16 protein-coding genes and 2 pseudogenes are annotated in these 22,968 nt (G+C 33.8%); 8 read left to right on the plus strand and 10 right to left on the minus strand.

Going from position 1 to position 22,968, the window contains the following annotated elements; translation table 11 throughout:
* Positions 1-75: 75 nt before the first annotated feature.
* From MHI40_RS23180 to MHI40_RS23190, 3 genes are read left to right on the plus strand one after another with little or no spacing between them, the layout of a single operon-like run.
* Complete coding sequence (locus MHI40_RS23180) at positions 76-1,161, plus strand: tyrosine-type recombinase/integrase (protein WP_340758916.1); 1,086 nt, start codon at positions 76-78, stop codon at positions 1,159-1,161.
* Between the two features lie 3 nt (positions 1,162-1,164).
* Positions 1,165-3,078 (plus strand): tyrosine-type recombinase/integrase, encoded by a 1,914-nt coding sequence (locus tag MHI40_RS23185; protein ID WP_340761468.1) that lies wholly within the window; start codon positions 1,165-1,167, stop codon positions 3,076-3,078.
* Position 3,079: 1 nt separating this feature from the next.
* Complete coding sequence (locus MHI40_RS23190) at positions 3,080-3,445, plus strand: DUF6262 family protein (protein WP_340758914.1); 366 nt, start codon at positions 3,080-3,082, stop codon at positions 3,443-3,445.
* A 217-nt stretch (positions 3,446-3,662) separates the two neighbouring features.
* On the opposite strand, the gene pckA is transcribed toward MHI40_RS23190, so the two are convergent.
* The 4 genes from pckA to MHI40_RS23210 form a co-directional block, all read right to left on the minus strand.
* Positions 3,663-5,171 (minus strand): phosphoenolpyruvate carboxykinase (ATP), encoded by a 1,509-nt coding sequence (pckA, locus tag MHI40_RS23195; RefSeq protein ID WP_340758913.1) that lies wholly within the window; start codon positions 5,169-5,171, stop codon positions 3,663-3,665.
* Positions 5,172-5,205: 34 nt separating this feature from the next.
* Positions 5,206-6,960, minus strand: coding sequence for a SulP family inorganic anion transporter (locus MHI40_RS23200; protein WP_340758912.1), 1,755 nt, complete (start codon positions 6,958-6,960; stop codon positions 5,206-5,208).
* 105 nt (positions 6,961-7,065) lie between these two features.
* Complete coding sequence (locus MHI40_RS23205) at positions 7,066-7,410, minus strand: ArsR/SmtB family transcription factor (protein ID WP_340758911.1); 345 nt, start codon at positions 7,408-7,410, stop codon at positions 7,066-7,068.
* A 157-nt stretch (positions 7,411-7,567) separates the two neighbouring features.
* Positions 7,568-7,726, minus strand: coding sequence for a hypothetical protein (locus MHI40_RS23210; RefSeq protein WP_340764609.1), 159 nt, complete (start codon positions 7,724-7,726; stop codon positions 7,568-7,570).
* Between the two features lie 160 nt (positions 7,727-7,886).
* Between MHI40_RS23210 and MHI40_RS23215 the strand changes: the two are divergent.
* From MHI40_RS23215 to MHI40_RS23225, 3 genes and pseudogenes are all read left to right on the plus strand, one after another.
* Positions 7,887-8,027 (plus strand): annotated as a pseudogene (locus tag MHI40_RS23215) (JAB domain-containing protein); the annotation flags it as partial.
* A 76-nt stretch (positions 8,028-8,103) separates the two neighbouring features.
* Positions 8,104-9,099, plus strand: a complete 996-nt coding sequence (locus tag MHI40_RS23220; RefSeq protein WP_340766033.1) for a hypothetical protein — start codon at positions 8,104-8,106, stop codon at positions 9,097-9,099.
* On the plus strand, positions 9,092-9,997 hold the full coding sequence (locus MHI40_RS23225; RefSeq protein WP_340766035.1) for a ThiF family adenylyltransferase: 906 nt from the start codon (positions 9,092-9,094) through the stop codon (positions 9,995-9,997). The genes MHI40_RS23220 and MHI40_RS23225 overlap by 8 nt, the downstream gene beginning before the upstream one ends.
* 184 nt (positions 9,998-10,181) lie before the next feature.
* Here the strand turns inward: MHI40_RS23225 and MHI40_RS23230 are convergent, their stop codons facing one another.
* From MHI40_RS23230 to MHI40_RS23240, 3 genes are all read right to left on the minus strand, one after another.
* Positions 10,182-10,979 (minus strand): alpha/beta hydrolase family protein, encoded by a 798-nt coding sequence (locus MHI40_RS23230; protein ID WP_340766037.1) that lies wholly within the window; start codon positions 10,977-10,979, stop codon positions 10,182-10,184.
* Positions 10,980-11,253: 274 nt separating this feature from the next.
* On the minus strand, positions 11,254-11,739 hold the full coding sequence (locus MHI40_RS23235) for a hypothetical protein (RefSeq protein ID WP_340766038.1): 486 nt from the start codon (positions 11,737-11,739) through the stop codon (positions 11,254-11,256).
* Between the two features lie 447 nt (positions 11,740-12,186).
* Positions 12,187-12,804 carry a PBECR4 domain-containing protein gene (locus MHI40_RS23240; protein ID WP_340766041.1) on the minus strand — a complete coding sequence of 206 codons (618 nt, stop codon included), beginning with the start codon at positions 12,802-12,804 and terminating at the stop codon, positions 12,187-12,189.
* A 659-nt stretch (positions 12,805-13,463) separates the two neighbouring features.
* On the opposite strand from MHI40_RS23240, the gene MHI40_RS23245 reads away from it, so the two are divergent.
* Both MHI40_RS23245 and MHI40_RS23250 read left to right on the plus strand, forming a co-directional pair.
* Complete coding sequence (locus MHI40_RS23245) at positions 13,464-14,195, plus strand: hypothetical protein (protein ID WP_340766043.1); 732 nt, start codon at positions 13,464-13,466, stop codon at positions 14,193-14,195.
* Positions 14,196-14,413: 218 nt separating this feature from the next.
* A pseudogene (locus MHI40_RS23250) lies at positions 14,414-14,542 on the plus strand (tyrosine-type recombinase/integrase); the annotation flags it as partial.
* A 116-nt stretch (positions 14,543-14,658) separates the two neighbouring features.
* On the opposite strand, the gene MHI40_RS23480 reads toward MHI40_RS23250, so the two are convergent.
* The 3 genes from MHI40_RS23480 to MHI40_RS23265 all read right to left on the minus strand — a co-directional run bounded on the left by MHI40_RS23480 (position 14,659) and on the right by MHI40_RS23265 (position 22,514).
* Positions 14,659-14,847, minus strand: a complete 189-nt coding sequence (locus MHI40_RS23480) for a hypothetical protein (protein WP_445678349.1) — start codon at positions 14,845-14,847, stop codon at positions 14,659-14,661.
* A 420-nt stretch (positions 14,848-15,267) separates the two neighbouring features.
* Complete coding sequence (locus tag MHI40_RS23260) at positions 15,268-15,867, minus strand: hypothetical protein (protein WP_340766045.1); 600 nt, start codon at positions 15,865-15,867, stop codon at positions 15,268-15,270.
* Positions 15,868-15,905: 38 nt separating this feature from the next.
* Positions 15,906-22,514, minus strand: coding sequence for a DNRLRE domain-containing protein (locus MHI40_RS23265; protein ID WP_340766048.1), 6,609 nt, complete (start codon positions 22,512-22,514; stop codon positions 15,906-15,908).
* Positions 22,515-22,968 lie beyond the last annotated feature (454 nt).

The raw sequence follows: 22,968 nt of genomic DNA on the forward strand, positions 1-22,968 counted from the left end.
TAATTCAATACTTTAACTAATGAATAAATATAGGTATTATTTATAGGAGTTAAGGTATTTAAAGGTGGTGGAGAAATGAAAGTTCAAAAAGTAGTTGTTGAGGAAAAATCATATCCATTATACATACTATTAGACAAAAATTTTGAAGTGGTAGAACCGGTTAAGAGATATATAAAGTACTTGGATAATACGGGGAAAGCGCCAAATACGATTAAAACATATTGTTATCATCTCAAGCTGTTTTATGAATTTATGAGCCAAAGAGGAATTAGATTAGAAGATTTGAAATTCGAGGAAATGTCAAACTTTGTGGGATGGTTAAGAAATCCAACGGGGGAGGTAAAGGTAATAGATTTACAACCAAAGAAGGCTAAAAGAGAAGAAACATCTGTTAATGCCATACTTAATGCTGTAACTAGTTTCTTAGAGTATTTAAATCGTACAGGAGATTTTAAAGCTATAGATATGACTAAAGAAGCGAGGGGAAGAAATTTCAAGGGGTTTCTTCACCATATTTCTAAAGGTAAATCTTATCAAAAAAATATTTTAAAGCTTAGGGTCAAAAAGAAACTTGTACAAGTATTAGAACACGAACAAGTTAAAGCAATAATCGATGCGTGTCATACAAAAAGGGATAAGTTACTTATTATGCTTATGTATGAAGGAGGACTTCGGGTAGGAGAGGTATTATCCCTTCGTATCGAAGATATTTCTACTTGGGATAATCAGATTAATATCATGCCAAGAGATCACAACGAAAATGGGGCTTATATTAAGCTTAGAAAAGAACGAACAATCGATGTTAGCAAGGAATTAATGGCTTTATACACCGATTATTTAGTTCATGAATATGGGGAAGATTTGGAGCATGATTATATATTTATAAATCTCAAAGAATCTTATTTTGGGAAACCTCTAAAATATCAAAGTGTATTAGATCTTATAAGGCGATTGGTGAAACGGACAGGGATTACCTTCACTGCCCATATGTTGCGTCATACGCATGCCACAGAACTCATTAGAAGTGGATGGGATGCTGCTTACGTACAAAAAAGGTTAGGTCATGCACATGTACAAACAACACTTGATACATACGTTCATCTTTCTGATCAAGATATGAAAAATGAATATAAAGCGTATCTCCAAGGGAGAGAAACATAAAAAATGAAATTTCCAAGCGTTGCAACAAATCGAAAGCTCGTCACTAACACAGAGATTAATAAAAAAATAGCGGATATGACTAGTGTCTTACAAGGGTTTTGGGCAGCAGATAGATGGGATATAAGAATTTGCCCACATCCTAGTGCGATAGAGTTAAGTAAGAATCCTTCGTTAAGAAATCGTTGGGTAAATTTTGATAAAGTAGAAAACATCTGGTTAAAAACAGAATTAAAATACTTTTATTATGTTCTCTTAAATAATGGAACTTGGAGTGCAAAAACTGTTTGGATTAGAAAAGGAACAGTGATAAGTCGAATGTTGGGGTTTTTAAATTTAAAATATCCCGATATTACCTCTATAACTGAAGTACCTATAGTAAAAGCTTTGACGGAATACCGAACTTACTTAGTAGAACAAGGAATAAAATCTACGACTAAAAATTACAAGCTTGATATAAATCAAAATAAAATTTCTGTGCAAGCGAACTCCTACTACGTTACTAATTTAAAACAGTTTATGGAGTTCTATGAGGATTTCTATTTTGATGGTGAAGAATGGGATAAAGATGTTTGGGATCTAAGAAAACTTTCATTGCCGGAAGATAAGATAAATCCAACGTCCTACGAATATACAATCAATTTCAAGGGTTTTGAAAATGATTATTTTAAAGAAATCGTCAAGCGATATTGTAAGTTAATGTTAAATACACGTAGCTTTTCCCATGTAGTTGATATGGCGTCAAAATTAAGAGAGTTTTTTAATTTTATAAATACAAATTGTGAAGGCATACGAAGGATTCATCAATTAACTAGGAATGAAGTTGAGCAATATTTAAATGAAATTAATTTAAAAGGTTTAAAACCTAGTACTGCGACTGGACGAATATCTACTTTAGAAGTTTTTTTCTCTACACTTCAAAGGTTTGATTGGAAGGATTCGCCTTCCCAAATCCTTATCTTTCGAGAAGATTATCCTAAAGTGCCGAAGGCACAACCACGTTATATAGATGAACATGTCCTTGAACAATTAAATGTTAAATTGGATAAATTGGAACCTTATATGGCTGCAATGGTTATGGTACTTCAAGAATGCGGAATGCGTATCGGTGAACTTTGTACATTGAAAAAAGGGAGTGTCATAACAGATAAAGAAGGGGATTGCTTTTTAAAGTATTATCAGTGGAAAATGAAGAAAGAACATACCATTCCTATTTCTAAAGAAATTGCTGCATTGATATTGGTTCAAGAGCAAAGAGTGGCTTATGAACTTGACGATGGATGTGTATATGTATTTCCACGGAAAGATGGTTCTCCATTGAAGCAAGATACCTTTAGAGTTAAATTAAATAAATTAGCTTATGAAGAAAAGATAAAGGATAATAAAGGAGAGATTTTCCGATTTCATGCTCATGCCTTTCGGCATACAGTTGGCACTAGAATGATAAACAACGGAGTGCCACAGCATATTGTTCAAAAATTCTTAGGGCATGAATCACCAGAAATGACTGCAAGATATGCCCATATTTTTGATGAAACTCTAAAGAAAGAGTTCATAAAGTTTAAGGAAACTTTGGTGACGAATAGCGGTAGCATTCTGGATTTAACCGAAGAAAATACTGAAGCTGACAATACAGATCTTCAATGGTTTAAAAAAAATATCAATGCACAAGCACTTCCTAATGGCTATTGTCGTTTACCAGTAATTGCGGGACCGTGTCCTCACGCAAATGCTTGTTTAGATTGTACGAACTTCTGTACAAGTAAACAATTTCTAAATGAACATGAAGAGCACTTAGACCGAACTAAAGAAATATTAAATAGGGCTAAACAGAACCAATGGCAGCGTCAGGTTGAAACTAACGAACGTGTTAAAAATAGATTAGAGCAAATTATTCATTCGTTAAAGGAGACGAATTAAGATGACTAGAAAGAGTAACACAACTGCCATAATTCAACTATCCAAAGAAAAGTCGGAGAAGACAAGAATTAGGGTTGAAAAGACAATTTCAGAGATGGCACTGAAAAAAGAGAAGATTAATTTTAATTCCGTTGCACAAAAAGCAAGTGTTTCAAAGTCATGGCTGTACAAACAAAAAGACATTAGAACTAGAATAGAGACATTAAGAGGGATGCAAATAAGTGAATTAGTTCCCCGTAAACAGAGTAAAAACCTTCGTTCAGAAGATAGTTTAATTAAGACATTAAAAATCCGAATAAAGGCACTAGAAGAAGAAAACAAACAATTAAGGGATCAAGTTCAAAAATTACATGGCAAGTTGTTTTAGAGGTCTTGTTGAATAAGATAAAATAGTACATTGCAAATTAAAACAAGAAAAGCACTCTGTTAAATATGGAGCAAGGCATTCCCGAAGATCTTCTATGGTTAGACTACAGCTAATGTTACTGGATAGATAACATTCCCTTGGGGAAAAATCAAAATATACAAAAGTAAGTGGAGAAAAACGACTCGTTTTTCTCCACTTACCCTTTATTTTATGATTTTTATAAAAACTTCTCGAAATTTTCCCGAAATAGATTTGTTAATTTTGTTGCTTGGATATCATAAGCCTCTTTATCTTTCCATGTATTGCGGGGGTTAAGAATTTCAGATGGTACATTAGGACAACTTTTAGGTATGTTAAGACCAAAACTCCGTTCCATTTCAAATTCTGTATGTGCTAATTGACCTTCAATAGCTGCTGTAACCATCGCTCGAGTATGGGAAAGGGAAATACGTTCGCCTATTCCATAAGGGCCTCCTGACCAACCTGTATTAATTAAATAAACATCCACGTCATGTTTCCGAATTTTCTCTCGAAGCATTTCAGCATAAACTCTAGGTGATAATGGCAAGAATGGTGCACCAAAACAGGTTGAAAATGTTGCTTCTGGTTCTGTTATGCCCCTTTCAGTTCCAGCTAATTTACTGGTATAACCTGAAAGAAAATAATACATGGCATGTTCTTTTGATAATTTAGAAATGGGTGGTAAAACACCGAACGCATCTGCTGTTAAAAAGAAAATAACATTTGGATGTCCTGCCGTACTCGGATTAAGAGCATGCGGAATGTTATGGATCGGATAAGCTGCTCGTGTGTTTTCTGTTAAACTACAATCATTATAATCTGCCAAATGTGTATGAGGATCGATTATGACATTTTCTAAAACAGATCCATAAGTAATCGCGCGAAATATTTCTGGTTCTTTTTCCTCTGATAAGTTGATGCATTTTGCGTAACAACCACCTTCAATATTAAATACACCTTTGTCTGACCAACCATGTTCATCATCACCAATTAACATACGATTAGCATCTGCTGAGAGAGTGGTCTTTCCCGTACCTGATAAACCAAAAAATAAAGCAACATCTTCATTTAATCCTTTATTTGCAGAACAATGCATAGAAAGAACATCATTAATTGGTAAAAGATAATTCATTATAGTAAAAATCGATTTTTTAATCTCTCCTGCGTACTGTGTTCCTCCAATCAATACGATTTTTTTATCGAAATTAATCACAATAAAAGTTTCGGAATTTGTTCCATGAATGGAAGGTGTAGCTTCAAAATTAGGAACGCAGATTACAGTGAAATCTTCTTTGTGTACAGCTAACTCTTCTTTTGTTGGACGAATAAATAATTGATGAGCAAATAAATTATGCCAAGCATACTCGTTAATGATTCGAATAGGTAGACGATATGCTTGATCGGCTCCAGCGAACCCATCAAATACAAATAGTTCTTTTTCTTCTAGATAATTAGAAACATCCTTTAAAAGAAGATCAAAATTTGCTGACGTCATTTGTTGATTTGTTTTCCAATCAATTGCAAGTTCAGAGGCAAGTTCTTTAACAATAAATTTATCTTTAGGTGAACGGCCTGTATATTTACCTGTTTTCGCTACTATCGCGCCACCAGAAGAAAGTTGAACCTCTTTACGCTTGATAGCGATTTTTATTAGTTGACTAGGTGTTATATTAAAATGTAATTTGAGTGCGTTGTTTAGTCCCATTTTATATCCATCCTTTTTAGTTATCTTTTATTTTTTATATTTCTAGTAATTTAGACTCCTTTTTATCGAGATTTCCTGTATGTGAAAGTTGATTGCATTCATGAAAAGCGAAATGCTTACATCCTAAACATTTATTATGGTTAATTTCTGAGATGGAATAGTCAATGGCTTCGCCTGTACGACTAAATATATACTTTTCACCAATTTCATCATAAAGACCAGACTTTTTCAATGACTTTTTCAAATCATCAACTATACCTGAAAGCACAAGAATTCCACCTTGTTTTTTATAATAATTGACAATATTCTTCAAATTCGCTTCACCTGTCGAATCGATGAACGGTACTTTCCCCATACGTAAAATCAAGACAGTAGGTTCATAATGAATTGTATCCATTATGCGTTGTTCAAACACTTGTGCAGCACCAAAAAAAAGTGGCCCTTCAATTGTATAAATGCTAATTTGTGGGCAGTTATGAGCTTCGTTAACTACATGGGATTGAACAATTTCATTCTTATGAGTGTGGTCTGGTAACACTTTGGAAACAACCAACATATTACTCATGCGTTTTGCGAATAAAACGACAGCTAAGATGAGACCAACCATAACTGCTATCGTAATACTGGTGAAGACAGTTAAAAGAAATGTAACCAATAAAATAAGAGAATCGCCACTTTTCATTTTCAACACATGAAGAAACTGTTTTCTTTCACTCATATTCCAAGCCACTATCATTAAAACAGGCGCCATACTAGCTAACGGAATAAGTGAAGCATAGGGTGCTAATATTAAGAGGGTTAATAAAACAAAAATCCCATGAATAATCCCTGACATAGGAGAAGTAGCACCAGATTTAATATTTGTCGCTGTTCGTGCAATTGCACCTGTAGCTGGAATTCCTCCAAATAAAGGAGTAATGATATTTGCAATTCCTTGGCCCATTAATTCACGATTACTATTGTGTTTACTATTCGTCATCCCATCTGCTACTACAGCGGATAAGAGAGATTCAATTCCTCCCAATATAGCAATTACAAATGCAGGTACTATTAAACGCTGTATTCTTTCCCATGTTATATCGGGAAAGCGAAAATGAGGGAGTTGGCTTGGAATTTCTCCAAAGGTGGAGCCTATAGTTGAAATATTGCCTGAAAAGAATACTGTTGCTATTATTGTTGTTACGATTAAACCAATTAGTGATCCAGGAACTTTCGGCAATAATTTCGGTGTGAGTAAAATGACGAAAAGACACAATATGGCAATTCCTATACTATAAAAATTCATTGTATCAATATGAAAGATAATTTCCTTCATGTTGTCAATGAACTTCTCATGTTTTTCAAGCCCTGTCAGTCCAAAGAAATTTTCAATTTGCCCTGTGAAAATAATAATGGCAATCCCTGAAGTAAAACCAATTGTGACAGGACGAGGGATGAATTTAATCAAAGAACCTATTTTAAAAATCGCCATTAAACACAAGATAATACCGGCTAAAAAACCAGCAAGTAATAAATCTGTATATCCATAAGCTATGACAATCCCAAAAAGAATAGGTACGAAAGCACCAGTAGGTCCTCCAATTTGATATTTCGATCCACCAAATAAAGAAATTAAGATACCAGCAATACATGCTGTGTAAATCCCGTATTCTGGTTTCACACCTGATGCAATAGCAAATGCCATAGCTAATGGTATAGCAATTACCCCTACAATAACGCCTGAAAGAAGATCTTTTTGGAAATGCCGTATTGAATAGTCATCAAATCTTCCTGTAAAAAAGCTTTTCATTATACCCCTTCTTTTTCTATGAATGATTAAAATAGTAAATTGATTGTATATTATTGATTGTTTAGGGAGTTATATCTATTTAAATTTCCATTGATTACTCCGATTCTATGATTTAGAAAGTGTATCTTCTTCATCTAATTCTTCTAACATAGAAAGGGTATCAATTAAATGATTATTGAAGATTTCTCGTGTAACTATTAAAAGTTTTATAATGGATGGGTCGCGAAGTGAATAAACAACTCGTTTACCATTTTTGATACCAACTACAATATTTTTAGAGCGTAATACACTTAGTTGTTGGGAAACTGCGGAACCTTCACTATTAAGAGTGCTTTGAATTTCTGTAACGCTCTTTTCTCCTTCTGACAGTAATTCAAGAATCCGTATTCTTAGTGGATGTGCCAAGGCTTTAAAAAAATCAGCTTTAAATTGTTGTATATCTGTCCACAATCAATTTTCCTCCTTTGACAAATTCGATTATACATATTCAAATGTTTGAATATGTATAATCGAATTATACCTCCAGTTCTTTTGATTTACAAATCATTTTAAGTTAAAAATACAGAAATGTAGTTTTCTATCGTTAATACCTAAATTAATTAGTTAATCAACAATTCCTAGTGCGAAGTATCTTTACAGCGAACGACCAGACTTCGTTTATCCATCCAGTTGGTACAAGTTCCTGTTCTAATAAAGGCAAAACGACATGATCCCCACCGAAAACTAAATTTACAGGGGTAAACGAAATAAAAAGGCGACCACTCATTTGAAGTGCCCCCATAAAGTTAAACAGTTTTTCTTATCTTTTTTGACTAATTCTTTCATAAAAAAGGTAATTTTATAATTTAGTTATGCTAACTCTGAAGACATGTAGTCAAAGCCAAGAGATTGCTTTCATAATATTTCTCCCACTTTACTATTGATATAATCCCAATCCTTCCAGTGAAGATATAGAAGTAACTAGAAGGTTGGAAGAAGCCGGGAGAATTATAGGTGTAGAATTACTGGACCATTTAATAATTGGAGAAAATGACTATTTATCTCTTAAAGATAAAGGTTATGTGTAAGAAATAGCATTTATACAGTAAAAAGTATAAACCTGTAAGCCCTCACCTTTTGGGAGGCATGAGAGGAGAATATAACATGACACAACAAACAGATTTCTTTGCAATGTTTAATATAGTAGATGAGGTAACAGAGAAAAAACGTAAAGAGGAAGAGGAAAAGGCTGCTAAATCGGAAGAAGCACGTCAAGCAAAACTTGCTGAAGTACAAGCTAAGCGTAATGAAGCCAGTGCTTCCGAAAAAATTGAGGGAATTGCTACTAAAAAAACTACAAAAGCCCCTGAAGTGAAAAAAGAAGATGAGTTTAAACCTAATGAATCTACCGTGATTCGATATTATGGAGAATCTTTAGAAATCACTTCGTATTTTTCAACGGAAGAATTGGCAGAAGGTTTGTTAGTAGTCAATTTAGATAAAGATGGAGAAAACGAACGAAGACCGCTAACTGCTGAATTATTACGTGCTCGTATGGAAAATGACTTCCCTGAACTTGTAAAGAGTCATACAGAAATTATCTTTTTGAAAGATAAAAACCTTATCATTCCTACAATGAAGGCAAAGAAAAAAGGAAATTGTATGGAGTTGTCTAATGACAACTCTTTCCCCTTTCCTAAAATTCCATTTGAGATTTTGCGTCAATTCCTAGCGTTAGCAAAACATTTTGGAGATAAATCATTGGAAGTACACGCTGATATTTATTACAACAAAGAAGTAAATAGATACTTTTTAGATATTCCGAAGCAAACGGTACACACGTATTGGGTAGAAGTAACAGAAAGTGGTAGGGAAACAGTTGAACGTGTAATGGATAATATTAAAGTATTAGAAATTCATTCGCACCACGGTATGTATCCTACTCCGAGTTCTCAAGACAACGAATCCGAACGAGTACCAGGTATGCATTATGCTATTGTCGGTAATACGCAACGGTATTTTCCAGACGTATTTTTACGTCAATTTATTTCAGAAACAGTCGGCCATCGTATTAAATCTTTTGAACAAGTATTTGAATGCCCATTTACTGAACTTCCTTCCTTCGATATGAATCAAATTGAGGTGAGCAGCCATGAATGATTCTATTAACATTTTAAAGGCAGCTCAGACTTCATTTATACCTAATAAAGAAATCTTTCCTTACATTATTCAAATAGGTACAGGTGGAACAGGCGGATATTTAACACAACATATCAGTCAATTATTAGGAGTATCGAAAAAAAGAGGAGCTTACACAGTAGTTGACCCTGACGTTATTGAAACCAAAAATTTAGGTAATCAATTATTTCTTCCAGAGGAAGTAGGTTTAAAAAAGGCAGAAGTCCTGGCGCAGAGATATTCATATGCGTATGGTATCGACATTGCAACGTATACAGATAACTATATTGAAAGTGTAGAAGATATTCGTAAGTTATTTACTTCAGAATACCTTCAAGTACACAACTACAGAAGTGATATACTCTTTTTGCCGATATTAATTGGATGTGTGGATAATAATTTTTCAAGGTCAATTTTAAATACATTCTTTGAAACTTCGAAAACATGTATTTATATTGATGCGGGTAATGAATCCACTGTAGTACCAAAAGATTGGCAAGTACGAACTAAATCAAGTTGGACAGAAGAAGAATTAATTGCTTTTAATGAAAGTGGTTGGAGTGGACAAGTTGTTACAGGTGTAAAATTAAATTTATTTAAACAACCACCTGTAGCAGAAGTATTTCCCGATATTTTAGAAGATAAAGATAGTTTTGTTAAACCAAGTGAACTATCTTGTACCGAATTGACAGCAAGTGAGCCACAACGTCTAATCGTTAATAAATTCGCTGCTATGATCATTTCTAACATTCTTACACAAATAGTCGAGGATTATACTATCTCTTCTCATATGACCGTTTTTCATGCAAAAAAGGCTTACATGAGAAGCACCCCTATCCAAAACGTACAAAAAAACGTATACTCCACTAATTCAAATTAGTGGAATATACGTTTTATTTAGATTTAGTTTGTCCAATTTTATTATAGTTATCCCTATTCAACTAAACTGTAGCTTTAATTTAAATGTAACATTTCACAATGCATATCTGAGAACAACTTAATGTTTTGGACATAAAAATGATCATCAAAATGATGGCCATATTTTGCTAAAGCACCTCGTTAGTTCAATAACATGAACTTTCTTTTAAAGTTTCCAGTGAATCGGTCACTGACTTCCATGCCGATGATGACGGATCGATAACCATAAAATGTTCGACTTCTGGAAGTACTACCAAACGAACTTTATCGCCCTGTTCAATAGCCCTACGATGATACTCAATACTCAAATCAACTGGAACATGGCGGTCTAATTCACCATGAATTAAAATTTGCTCGACATTCAAAGGCAGCAATTCTATCGGTGAAGCTAACCTATAACGTTCAGATACTTCTTGGGGTGATCCTCCAATAAAAGAAGCTACGGGACTAATCATCCCTTTTTCCTCATGGATTTCCCACATCTTCTTCAAATCCAAGACCCCTGCCAAACTTATAACGCTCCGTATTGGTATAAGCAAAGTATTGCCGATTTCGTCCGTTTGAACTTTGTTAAAACGGGATGCCAACCAAAGAGCCAAGTGTCCGCCTGCTGAATGCCCAAGGATAACCACCCGAGAGAGATCGAGCTGAAAGCGTTCCTCAAGCTGGGTGAGATGATTTACAGCATCTATAACATCAATAAATGTTCCTGGCCAACCTCCACCATCTTCTCCGACTCGACGATACTCAATATTCCAAGTAGCATAACCACGACGAGTCAAATCTTCATCAATTAGTGTATTTTCTTCAAGTCCGTATTTCAATTGCCAAAAACCACCATGAATCGTAATAACTACTGGACTTAGTCCAGATAAATCCGGCATACGCAATACACCGAATTGGGACGGGTGATCTCCATATGATATATGAAAAGTTTCTGTCAATATAAAACCCCTTTCACTATATTAAGTAACTATATATTCTTCTAAACTACGCTACTTCTTTAATTCAACAAGAAACCCATATCTCCTGTTTTCTTGTTCAACTAACCTGCCGCGTTAGTTTAAGTACATTTCTTCACAATCATTTTATTTACATTAACATAAATATACAGTGTAAAATCATCTAACCTCTAAGAAAACTCAGAAGAGAGATGATTTTAATCAGACTATATTATAAATTATCGATTTTTAATATGAATAATCAATCAAATATGTCCTATTTGCATTCTTTTTTATTATTAATAGTTTTTATTTTTTCATCAACAAGCTTAATCATATATTCATTAATATAAATCTGATTTCTCCTGTTATTATCTGCATTAAAAAATTCTCCTGCAGTTAAATAGTATATAAGAAAGAAAATGATAAATATAATAACAACTACAATTTGATTGAAAATATAAGATATTAACCGGTTACCAAATTCAAGCGTACCTAACTTCGGGATTACTTGTGTGTTGAACATAAAAGCAAATACAGCAGTTACCAGACCGATAAATATTCCTCTCAAACCAAAGTATGCTATTTCTTTTTGGTGTGCTTCTAGATGTTTTTTAATTTCTGTATATGTTGTTAAATCATCTAGTCTTCCTTTTCCGAAATAATCCATTAAAACTATTAATTCATTACTAGCTTTTTCTCTTAACTTTTTATATTTCTTCTGGTTATTTATAATTTTCTTTTTTGTTTTTTCCTTATTCATCTAATCACCATTTTTAATATAGTTGATTAGTTAAAAAACGGCAATATAATTCTGCTACTCTTCTCCGAGTAGGTTATAAAGGGTACTTCACGTTTCTGTCAGACCTCCCCAGGTAAGCACATGCACTTTCATACCATCTATCCTCCTCATCTACCTGATTTGACCTTCGGTAAAAAAGCTTTGTTTTATTTGGCAAACTCACTCACTCATATCTAACCTTCTATAAGATTCGTGTTCCTCGGCCCTGAGATTTGCCTCCAGCTTCCTTCAGCTTCCGCGTCACCACGGATACCCTTGCTCTTGGCTAACCTCTACTTCCGCTTCAAAGTTCGAGACTTCAGCGAAGTTCATGCATGCCGGGCACACCAAAAAACAGAAGATAAAACTAATTATCTTCTGTCTTTCCTGTTTATTTAGAATATAATTTTTCATTAATATTACTGTGATTTATAAGGTAACTTTATTGATATTTAAAATATTTCTTTTCTTATCCTCAGTTTGTGCATCCAGATATTTTGTACCTAAATTCCTCTCAATGAGAAATGTTCTAGGTATATAAAATTGTCCAGAAGATTCTTTTTCAAGACCTAGATGTACATATACATCATGCATAGCGTTATATATAAGTAGCTCACATTCAATGTAGCTACCAGGTACTTTGGTAAAATTAATGATTTCCTTGGCAGCCACTACCAAATGAGGTAATTGATAAAAATAAATAAATTTGTCCTTAACTGATTTAAAAATGGTACTATTTAGGCTTTTTAAAGAGTCAAAAGTCAAAGTATTAGCTAATATGGAATTATAAGCCTCCTGGCCTCTATAACTTTTTAAATCTTGATACTTTACACCACCTCTTTTAGCAATAGTTTCAATGCCTAAAAGGTGAGCAAAATTTTCAGCTGGAAAGCGTAGTGATATAACATTAGATTCTACATCATCTAAGGTATACTGTATTTCAAAAGGTTGTAAATATTTTATCCAGTATTCTATTAGTAATTTAAGATTTATTTCATTGATCTTCGGTTTTTTATCTAATGTATATAATTTTTCGATTGTAGACAAATTAATTCTCCTTGTTTCCTTTTTACTAATTTTAGCATTAAACCAAATATAAAAATACGCATAAAAAAACCCCTCAAAATTGAGGGGCTTCAAAATTTTTAACTTGGCTATAAAACACGCTTTCAAGGGATTAAGGGACCCAGGCAAACCACTCGGAGCCACCGAGCGAGATTTCTCTCCTATTTGCTTATCTTGCTCAACAAAATTTCAATTGATACAAAGAAATAAAATTAAAAATCAAGGCTATAAAACACGCTTTCAGGGGATTAAGGGACCCAGGCGAACCACTCGGAGCCACCGAGCGAGATTTCTCTCCTATTACTTATACTATTCAAAACATCTTTTTTTGATAACTAAAATCAAAATCAATAATCAAGGCTACAAAACACGCTTTCAAGGGATTAAGGGACCCAAGCGAACCACTCGGAGCCACCGAGCGAGATTTCTCTCCTCTTTTATCTTCACCTAATACTATCATTTTTAATACTAAATTTCAATAAATAACATTTAAATTTTCTTGTGTCAAATAATTACTTGTTTAATTATTTATTTTACCTCTTAAATAATCATTTATTCTCCATTAAAATATCAAAACATTTGTTCTTTTTCAAAAATACAGTGTAAAATAGACTTATAAAAAGATAATTGGGGGAATGCTAATGAGACAAATAAACAATTCTTCAGTAAAAGAAATTCAACCGGAGTTAACCACTAACCCCGGACCACTTGTGATTAGAACATTACTTTTAAATAGCAAAAGTAATATATTTGAAGATGCAAAGCAAGAATGGGAATTAGTAACACATATTTCTAATGATACTGAAGATTTTGTTGAAAATTGTGAGTTATGTAATCATAAAAATTATAAGGAAAACTGGTTAATACAAAATCAGCATACACAAGCTTTATTAAAAGTAGGCTCAGACTGTATTAGACGATTTATTCAGCTTGCCGGTACGTCCAGCCAAGCAGATAGTAATACATTCTTTGATAATAAACAGAAAGAAATAAGCGTAGAAATTGAACTTCGAGTACTTTATAAAGAAGTAATTGTTTTACCCTTACCTACAGCAAGACGGGCTAATCGTTTCAAAAAATTACTTCTCGATTTAATCGAAAAAAGGGGACAACTTCAATTAATTGGTAGGATAGAGGGCAGAACTGAGATTCTACATACTTTACTTAAAGTGCCACATCCCACACCTAAAGAGCTTAATAATTTCCAATCATTATTGAATACTCCTTCTACTCTTCCTGTAATAAGGGAGAACAAGAAATTTAAGGAATATAAAGTCAAGGAAGGTTCTACGTTTAAAAAGAGTTCAAAAGTTACTAATGTTTCACTAGCGTATTCAAATGCTTATCAAGATCCAGAGAAGAAATATGATTAATTAAAAAAGAAGAGACTGGCATTACTCTCAAGCTAGTAGATTCTTTCTTTATAGATTTTAGGAATCATCTAACCTCTAGGAAAACTACAGAGGAGAGATGATTTTAATCAAGCTTTATTACAAATTATCGATTTATTATTAATAATCAATCTTTTAAAAAAGCTTCAAAGCAGCCACATAAAATGAGTGTCGCCCAAATGCGATAAATCATCAAACGGATCTCTAATCGTACTGAATTTAATAAAGAGATTCACCCAAATCAACTTAGACACAGCTACGCAACCCATTTGATGAATAATGGAGCTCCTATTGGAGTCATACAAAGTCTTATGGAGCATGAAAAAAGTGAAATAACAAGGAGCAACGTCATAATGACGTTGCTCTATTTTACTAACGCACCCGTTAGCACAATAAGAAAGGACCAAAGAATGGTCCTTTCTTATGGAAATATTCTATCGACCTATCACTCGGTTACATTTTTTATAACTGCCATTTCCTTACCAAACCTATCACCATTATCAATAAATCTCAAACTCGAGTATAAATTATGTGCGCCTAATGGGTTTATAGAATAACTTTCTATTACTTTTTCATTAACTAACTTTTCTTTTTCACTTGCTGTAAATTCAGACGTAGGTACTAAGACAAACACGATAACAATAATATGAAAGCAATCTCTTCATTTTCCACTCTTCTTCTTTTTTTGTAAAACTTCCCTAAATTTACTTTAAAATTTTAATATTAAAGCGAAAAATGGAAAAAAAGTATAGTCCGAAAGATAGGTGTGATCCTAACATATCAACCAAAGTAGATGACTCCCTTCCATTTGTTTGTTTTATTTTTGACAACAAAAAAACACCTATTAGGAAGTATTGGTACTTAAAAAGTACGTTATTCATCCTAATCGGCGTTTCATGTGATAGTTAAAACATAACCTTTCCGCGTGGGTAGGTCAAAAAAGTAAAAAAAAATTATTCTTATTATATCAATTACATTTGTCATTTACTAGCTTAATATCCTTGCTAATATTCATTAAAATCATGCAATGCACTTGTTTGTTATTGATTATTTACTATCTGATAAATAACCCAATTTCAGTTGCTTTTTTATTATAACTTATCATTGACAATTCATCTAAACAATAAATTGGAAAACTCATTTCATAATTCCCAATTATTACAGATGTATCAAAAAAGAAGTTAGAGAAGCATAACTCTCTTACTGATAATTTAGCAAAAAGATTCAATAAATCTTTATTTTCAACTGCAAAAACACTATCTTTTATTTCCATATTTTTTTGTAACTTTTTTAACAATTTCTTATCTATTTCGCTAAAAGTATTAATTATTCCACTGTATGCTTTTCCTCTTAGAGTAAAAATATCTGGACAATATACATATACAGGTTTACCATAATTTAATTCATAAGCATATTGGAAAAAGCTAAGAAATTTAACTTCTTCCTCAAAATATTTGCTTTGTGTTTCTATTTCGCTTGGGTTATAAGATATTATGAGATTATTAGCTTCCTCAATATTTAAAGGTCTACTAAACCTGTCTAGTACTCCTACATAAAACTTACTATGAGGATTTTCTACCTCCTCTATAGTAAATGTACCATATTTATTAATTATAATTTCTTTCTCATTATCTGATATCTTTTTAATATCCAAAAAATCCACCCCAATTATTTTATAATACTTTAAATATCTTACTGTCTATATCTTAATATATTTCCTGATTTATCCAAACTCCAATATGGACGAGGATTTCTTTTGTCCTTCAACTTCCAATAACTTCCTCCGTGAGTACCATTACCACTATTTAGTCCTCTGTCTTTTTCTAATATAAATTTTCCATTACTGCCATTTTTAAATTTTTCAACTTTAACTCTGTTCCCATCAAGCAAGTTTTTATTTATAGCTTTCGTATTGTTGTCTTTTCCGGATTTACCTTTTTTTTCTTTTGATGCAGGAGGTTCTTTACTTTTTTGTTTAGCTAGTAATGCCTGTGCTTTTTTTCCTAACCATGACCCAGCGGCGTATCCAACACCACCAACCACTATTACTGCGCCAGTGACCAAGACTATAACTAGCCCAACACCACTGACAAAAACAGTTCCTGCAGTAGCAGCGTTACCATCAGGATCTACTAACATTACAGGATTATTATTAGCATAAGAATACCCATTTTGAGTATGTATGTCATCATTATCACCTGGATTGGAATCCAACGATAAGAATACTCCTTGTTCCGGGTTGTAATACCTCGCAATCAAGTAATATAACCCTGTTTCTTGGTCGTATTGATATCCCGAATAACGATAAGGATTATCCTTAACTTGGTCCTCTTCTTCTGCTTTTAGGACATTCCCCCAAGCATCGTACTCATAGTTCGCTACCTCTTGTCCACTTTGATTAGTTAAAGCAATGACATCACCGTGCGCGTTGTAATGGTAGAAGAAGGTCTGTGTACCTTTCTTCATCGAGAGCAATGTACCGCTTGCAGAATATGTGTAAGAACGTACAATGTTACTATTATCGTCTGTTTCATATAGGACATTTATGCTGTCCCCATCGTAATGGTAATTGGTGATTGTCCCATTGATATTCTTCTGTATTCGTTTTCCACTTTCATCGTATTGGTATGTTACAAACGGAATCGTTTCATCTGAATTCGTTACAGAAACTAACTGATCGGCATCGTTCCATTCATAGATGTACTTGCCATCTGTCGCTCGGTTACCGTTTGCGTCATAGGTGATTATCTCATCACCAAACTGTTTCAATTGGTTCGCAATATTGTATATTGCGCTTGTACTTGATGTTTGACCATTGTTTGTAACGGTTATTTTCTCTCTGTTTCCAAAACCGTCATAGGCATATTCATTAACCTGTCTATTTCTTAACGTTTCTTTTATCAATTGCTCTTGGTCATCGTAATCATATGATACAAATGTATCATCATTAAGATAGTCTATTTTTTTACGATTTCCATTCGCATCATAGACGTATTCTTCTGTTAAAATGTCTGTTCCATCTGCTGTTCCAATAGAAAGGTTACTCACTAGTCCACGATCATCATAATTAAACGTTGTCCCTGCACCGTTACCCGTTGTGAATGTTTGTACATTTCCTTTTTCATTATAGCCGAAATAATAAGTGTAACCTCCAGCAGTAACAAGCGTGTTCTGATCCAGTTGGTTATATTCGTATTTATTTGTTTGGGTAAAAGCACCATGTGAAAATATGAAATTATCCAACTTATCCGTCTTGACTAGATAGTTAAACTGCTGGTGTCCACCTCGATCTTCTAAATTTGTGATTCGGTTAGATGAATCAAAAACTCTAGATTTCTGTCTTGCTTCCTTTACATACATAACCGACTCTTCGTTGCCATTTGGATCATATTTAAAGGTAAAATACTCTTCATTATTATAAGAAATACTTTTCACTCTATCTACACCGTCATAAGTCCACGAAATAGTGTTTCCTCTTGGGAAAATTGTTTTCTTTGGGTTTCCGTTAGTATCATATTCATTGGTAGTTACATCATACAATGGACCCGTTGTATTGGTCAGATTGTCCAGTTCATCATATTCGTATCCAAAAATTTGTGACTTTCCATCCTTATCGGTAATGGATTTCGATTTCATATTCCCATTTTTATCATATCCGTATTGAATGGATGTTCCATTAGAGAGAAGAAGGTCCTTCAAAAGGTCCGTTGTGTAATAGTTAAAAAATTTCTTCGTCCCTTTCGCATCCGTCTCTTCTTTCTTATTTCCGACAGAATCGTACTCAATGAATGTCGTATATCCCAATTCATCTTCAATTAGATTTGGATATCCGTTACTGTCATAATTAGTTTTAGTAATGACCGATCCTTTTGTCAAACGTAAAGCATCAAACCAAGCAGTACCAGCATAATTTCCCTTGAATTGAAGTGAGACGTCGATTTTACTAATCGGCTTTGTTGAAGGAATGGTAATCGCTGCAAGATTCCATTCTAGATTGTTAACCCAACCTTCCATAAAATCTTTCGAAGTACCATCCGCATAGTGAACTAAAGCAGAGATGGAATAATCTTCTTTACTCACCCCATCAACCATTCTGATATCACTTGTCTTAGATAATCCCGTTAACGTTATTGGAAAAGGTTCATCTGTGGAATTTTGTCCAATATTAATTGTTTGTTTGTAAATACCTGGTTCCTGTGTGGCATATCTTGTTAGTTTTAGTGATTTGTTTCCGTCAAACGCACTCGTATCTACAACACCGCCAGTTCCAGTCCAATTAGTAAGCCCCCCCTCAAAGCTACTGTTTACAATAGGGTTATAGCTAGAAGAAACATCTGTATTTTGTAATTGGATAGCATCAAACCACGCTTCTCCTGAAGCATTTGAATCTTTATGTTCCACTTCTAAATATACACGGATTTTTGTTGTATTTTTAGGTGTTTTGAATGTTAACTGACGGTCTGTCCATGTTCTGACTCCAGTTAATGCGCTAAAGCGATTGTTTACCGATGATATGATGTTATTTTGGCTATCTAAGAATTCGATATTAAACAAAGTATTAGCTTTTGGTAAATTTGTTTTTACTTTTCCACTAAGTGTATAAGTTTTTTCTTGCTCAACTGTTATTTCTTGAGATGCAGCTACATATCCCAATTCATTATTTGGTGAACTGGATGCCACATTTATCTTTAATGTCTTCTCCCCATTCAAGCCATTGGAAGCATTTGTATCAATTGCCATGGTTCCATTGTCATTTTTACGTAGGATCGTCCAAGATGTTGTTGCCTCTTCAAAACTGTTGTTTATAAGCAAATTATTTGATGCACCAATTGGTGTACTTGATTCTAATATATCTCCAAATTGGTTGTACTTAGAAAAAGATGATACGTTTCCACTTAGGTCTACTTCCGAAATTGGATTGTATCCGTCATATGATATTGTTGTCTCTTTTTCCTTTGGATTCTCACCCTCGATTACAACAGATTTTTTGAGGTCGTTATATTCATTGTATTCATACTCAAACTTAAGATTGTCTTGATCAATGGAAGAAGTCTTTACATTTCCATTATCATAGTAACTATATGTTTCGGTTGGATTCAAAGTACTTTGATCCTTAGGGCTTCTCATTTCTTCTAGATTGTTTCCTACATAAACATAGCTAGTGATCAGCTTCAATGCTCCACTTTCATCATTGTCAATCTGTTGAACAGGATTTCCAGCTTCGTTAAACGTATATTGCATTTGTGATTTGTTAGGCTTTGTCAACAATAACTGTCTATTTGATTCGTCGTAGTCTAAAGAATAGTTATATTTTTTTGCATCCGTCACTTTTTCCAAGCGATTGTTTAAATATTCATAAATTGTTACTACTGGTTTAGCAGTGGTATGTGTCGGCTCATATAACTTAATCAATTCCGTATTTGCATTATACTCATATTGTGTTACTTGATCACTGCTATCAATTACTTGCTCAAGCAAATCCGGATTTTCAGGATTATATTTGAATGAAATGATTCTTTGTAATGGATCTGTTATTTTTTCAACTCGACCATTGGCATGGAGTGAAATAATTATCTCACGGGATGTGGCATTTTTGGTTTCATCTATAAATGATTCTTTTATTTTTAATTGATTAGAAGTAAATAGATAATCTGTTGAGTTCCTGTAACGATCCATTATCTTCAATAGTTTTCCTGTACTTTTCGTAAAGTAATAGATTGTCTGGTCTTTTGTTTCAAGCTTATATTGTTCATCTGTTTCTGATAAATCGAGATATATACCAGTAGGGGCTTTATAAGTCCCGTCAATCTGCTTTTTGAATAGATGAATGGTACCATCCTCATCGGTCAATTTTGCATCTTGACCTTGCGGAACAATACTCATTTCCGCGTCACTGTGCCAGCCCTTCCCGAATAATCCAACAGTTGGAGAAAGACTATTATATGTTCGAGATATTCCTAAACCAGGTCCATTTCCAGATATAGAAATATCGTTTGCTGTTATCATTAAATTTCCAGTTGCTGCATTGACTGTCCCATTTGGAACACCAATCATCGTCCAATAATCTTCTGCTCCTAAAAACTCAGCACCTTGAGGCATTTTAGTGATCAATGTATCATTGGAAAATACCGTTTCTCCATGTGCATTATATGCGCTCAATCGGAAAAAATAATTTTTAGAATTGGCATACTTCGTTCCCATTTTTGCATACATCGGTGAAGGATCTACTGGCAGTTCCATCCCTTTGCTGTCCTGATGTAGCTTAAGGGTTTCCAAAGTTCCGTTTGTTACTTCCTCTGCCGTTGGCCAAATACCTTTATTTTGTGTCGTCCAACTAGTTGCATCTTTCACATCAAATGATTCATAACTAAGTCCATTAAAAATCCAAACTTTGTAGCCTGTAGCTCCATCAATCGGTTCCCACTCTAAATTAACATAGCCAGAGTTTGTTTCGATTTGATTGCTATAAGCAACCCCAGTCGGTGCAGGGGGCATATTTATATTAGGAATAGTTGGTACTATAGGATTAGCTTTCGGGCTTTCTCCATTCGCAAACACTGCACTTACAGAGATTGCATAGTTCGTACGGTCGTTATAAGTCGTCCCTCCAGAGGCCTGATAAACAGGTTGTGGATTGACGGGAAGGTTGGTTCCTACTTGTGGCCAAACAGACTTATCTTTTGAAGACCATTTCGTGTTTTTACCTACATTAATCGACTTATATTCTTTCCCGTCGAAAAACCATATGTTGTAGTAAGAAGCCCCTGCTACGGCGTCCCATTGTAAGTCAATATAACCTGTCTCGTTTCCAAGACTATACGTTTCAGCAGATAGATTACTTGGGGATGGATAAAAGTAAGAGATATTCAAGTGTGGACGATAGTCTGCCACACCATGCTCAGAAGAGTAAAACTTTTTCCAAAACGTCTGTCCATTCCCATTTGTGTGTAGTTTAAAACCATTGTTGGGAGTGGTTCCTTTGATCCAATCATTTACTGCATTTTTCACATTAAATGTAGCCCAGTTTCCTTCATAAACACTAGTTGAAGTGAATAAGGAAGAGGCAGGTTTGTTAACCCAGTTTATGGTTTTGGAGTCCCATGGTCCATTCACACGATCAAGCCAGATACCCGTATTAGTTTTAGGATAGTAAGAATGAATGTTATAAATGTTGAAAATAGCTGTTTCAATTGTTGCGTAAGGTAACGATGGAGTAGGTGTTTTCACAAAGGCAAAGTTTTCACCTGTTGCTGAGCTATAATTCCCGGCTTTTAAAATATATCCTCCTAGACCACTGTCCCACTCCGACTCATAATTTGCATTTGGATAAGCAGAAGATACTGAAGCATCTTGATCTGCTTGCACCTTTGTAGTCGGGTCAATATAGACTGGATATATTCGCTCAGAGTCCTTCAGCCAACCTTCGTCAGCCACCAACGTTAATGCATACCCTTTACCCTCTTGCTTCAGTTCATAGTGAACATCTTCGGAGCGCTGAGGTTCAGCAGATTCCGGATTAATATTGGAATCTGTCATATAGGGCTTTGGCAGTGTGTAGATAATTTCATTCTGTTGATCTCTAAACTTGATAGAACCATTTTCTTCAATTTTAGCTGTTAGATCCGTTTCCATAAAAAAATGATAAATATTCGTACCATTGTATTGATTTAATATTATATCTTCCTTAACAGATTCATCAAAAACAATATTACGTAAAGTTAGACCAGGAATAATATCTTTATAGAAAACCTTATTTTCCTCATACATAGCCTCTGTGCTTTTAGCTTTTTGATTACCTGCTTCTCCTGATGCTTCACGAAAAGTATACGCTAACACATGTCCTTTATAAGAAAAAATGGCATATTTGTTTTGATTCAACCTTGGTGAAAATTGAATGTCCAGAAGTGTATTTTCTGTTGCAATTTCTTCTGTAAAATCGCTTGAAAACAACTTCCCGGCTTTTTGTTTTTTAAGGTCAGATTGTATTTCCCCCCAATTTCCACTGTTTTTTCTATAAACAGGTTCTTGGTTCATTTGCATTGTATATGTGCCATCTCCATTGTCCATAACCTTAGATGATTCCGTCCGAAGTTCGGGAACTTCTTTGGGCTTGGTCTTTTTAAAAGGAGGGGCTTCTCCAGATTCAATGGTAGGTAACACATTTTGATTAGGCGATTCCTTATTTACTATTTCTGTATTTTCTGTCGCCCCTACTACCAAATGATTAATAGGAATTGATGTAAAAATTAATACAATTGCAAGAATACTTGCTAAAATTTTGGTAAATACTCTATGATACAATTACTTTCCTCCTAGATTAATTTATTTCCATGATAAGAATATTTTTCTTACCAAAGAAAATAATAATCTTTATAGTTAGAATTTGTTAGTAGTAAAGTATTCATATATAACCATATTGTCCCAATTGTAATTTTCATAAAATAAATAACCTTATTGTCAAAAAACACTATTTAAGCTTATTTGAAAGATAAATGTATAACAAAAAAACTAGTATTCAAGAGAAAATCTCTATTGAATACTAGTTTTTAATGAATCTAATTGTTTTTCAAGATTGTTTTACAAAAGAATGTAAACAAATCCTGTTTTACTAAAACACCTTTTAGTCCAAAAAATTCCATATATTAACTTATTCTAGACAATCATAAAAAATCCTTCTTATTCAACTAAACAGCCCCGTTATTTTAGTAAGACATAAAAATAGCTAATATACCAAAAATAAAACCTATAATAATCA

Source organism: Psychrobacillus sp. FSL H8-0510 (assembly GCF_038008345.1).
Taxonomy (GTDB): domain Bacteria; phylum Bacillota; class Bacilli; order Bacillales_A; family Planococcaceae; genus Psychrobacillus; species Psychrobacillus psychrotolerans.

Excerpts from the sequence above, each read along its gene's own strand:
- MHI40_RS23180 (WP_340758916.1), top strand. The coding sequence starts at position 76 with ATGAAAGTTCAAAAAGTAGTTGTTGAGGAAAAATCATATCCATTATAC.
- MHI40_RS23185 (WP_340761468.1), top strand. The coding sequence starts at position 1,165 with ATGAAATTTCCAAGCGTTGCAACAAATCGAAAGCTCGTCACTAACACA.
- MHI40_RS23190 (WP_340758914.1), top strand. The coding sequence starts at position 3,080 with ATGACTAGAAAGAGTAACACAACTGCCATAATTCAACTATCCAAAGAA.
- pckA (WP_340758913.1), bottom strand. The coding sequence starts at position 5,171 with ATGGGACTAAACAACGCACTCAAATTACATTTTAATATAACACCTAGT.
- MHI40_RS23200 (WP_340758912.1), bottom strand. The coding sequence starts at position 6,960 with ATGAAAAGCTTTTTTACAGGAAGATTTGATGACTATTCAATACGGCAT.
- MHI40_RS23210 (WP_340764609.1), bottom strand. The coding sequence starts at position 7,726 with ATGAGTGGTCGCCTTTTTATTTCGTTTACCCCTGTAAATTTAGTTTTC.
- MHI40_RS23220 (WP_340766033.1), top strand. The coding sequence starts at position 8,104 with ATGACACAACAAACAGATTTCTTTGCAATGTTTAATATAGTAGATGAG.
- MHI40_RS23225 (WP_340766035.1), top strand. The coding sequence starts at position 9,092 with ATGAATGATTCTATTAACATTTTAAAGGCAGCTCAGACTTCATTTATA.
- MHI40_RS23235 (WP_340766038.1), bottom strand. The coding sequence starts at position 11,739 with ATGAATAAGGAAAAAACAAAAAAGAAAATTATAAATAACCAGAAGAAA.
- MHI40_RS23245 (WP_340766043.1), top strand. The coding sequence starts at position 13,464 with ATGAGACAAATAAACAATTCTTCAGTAAAAGAAATTCAACCGGAGTTA.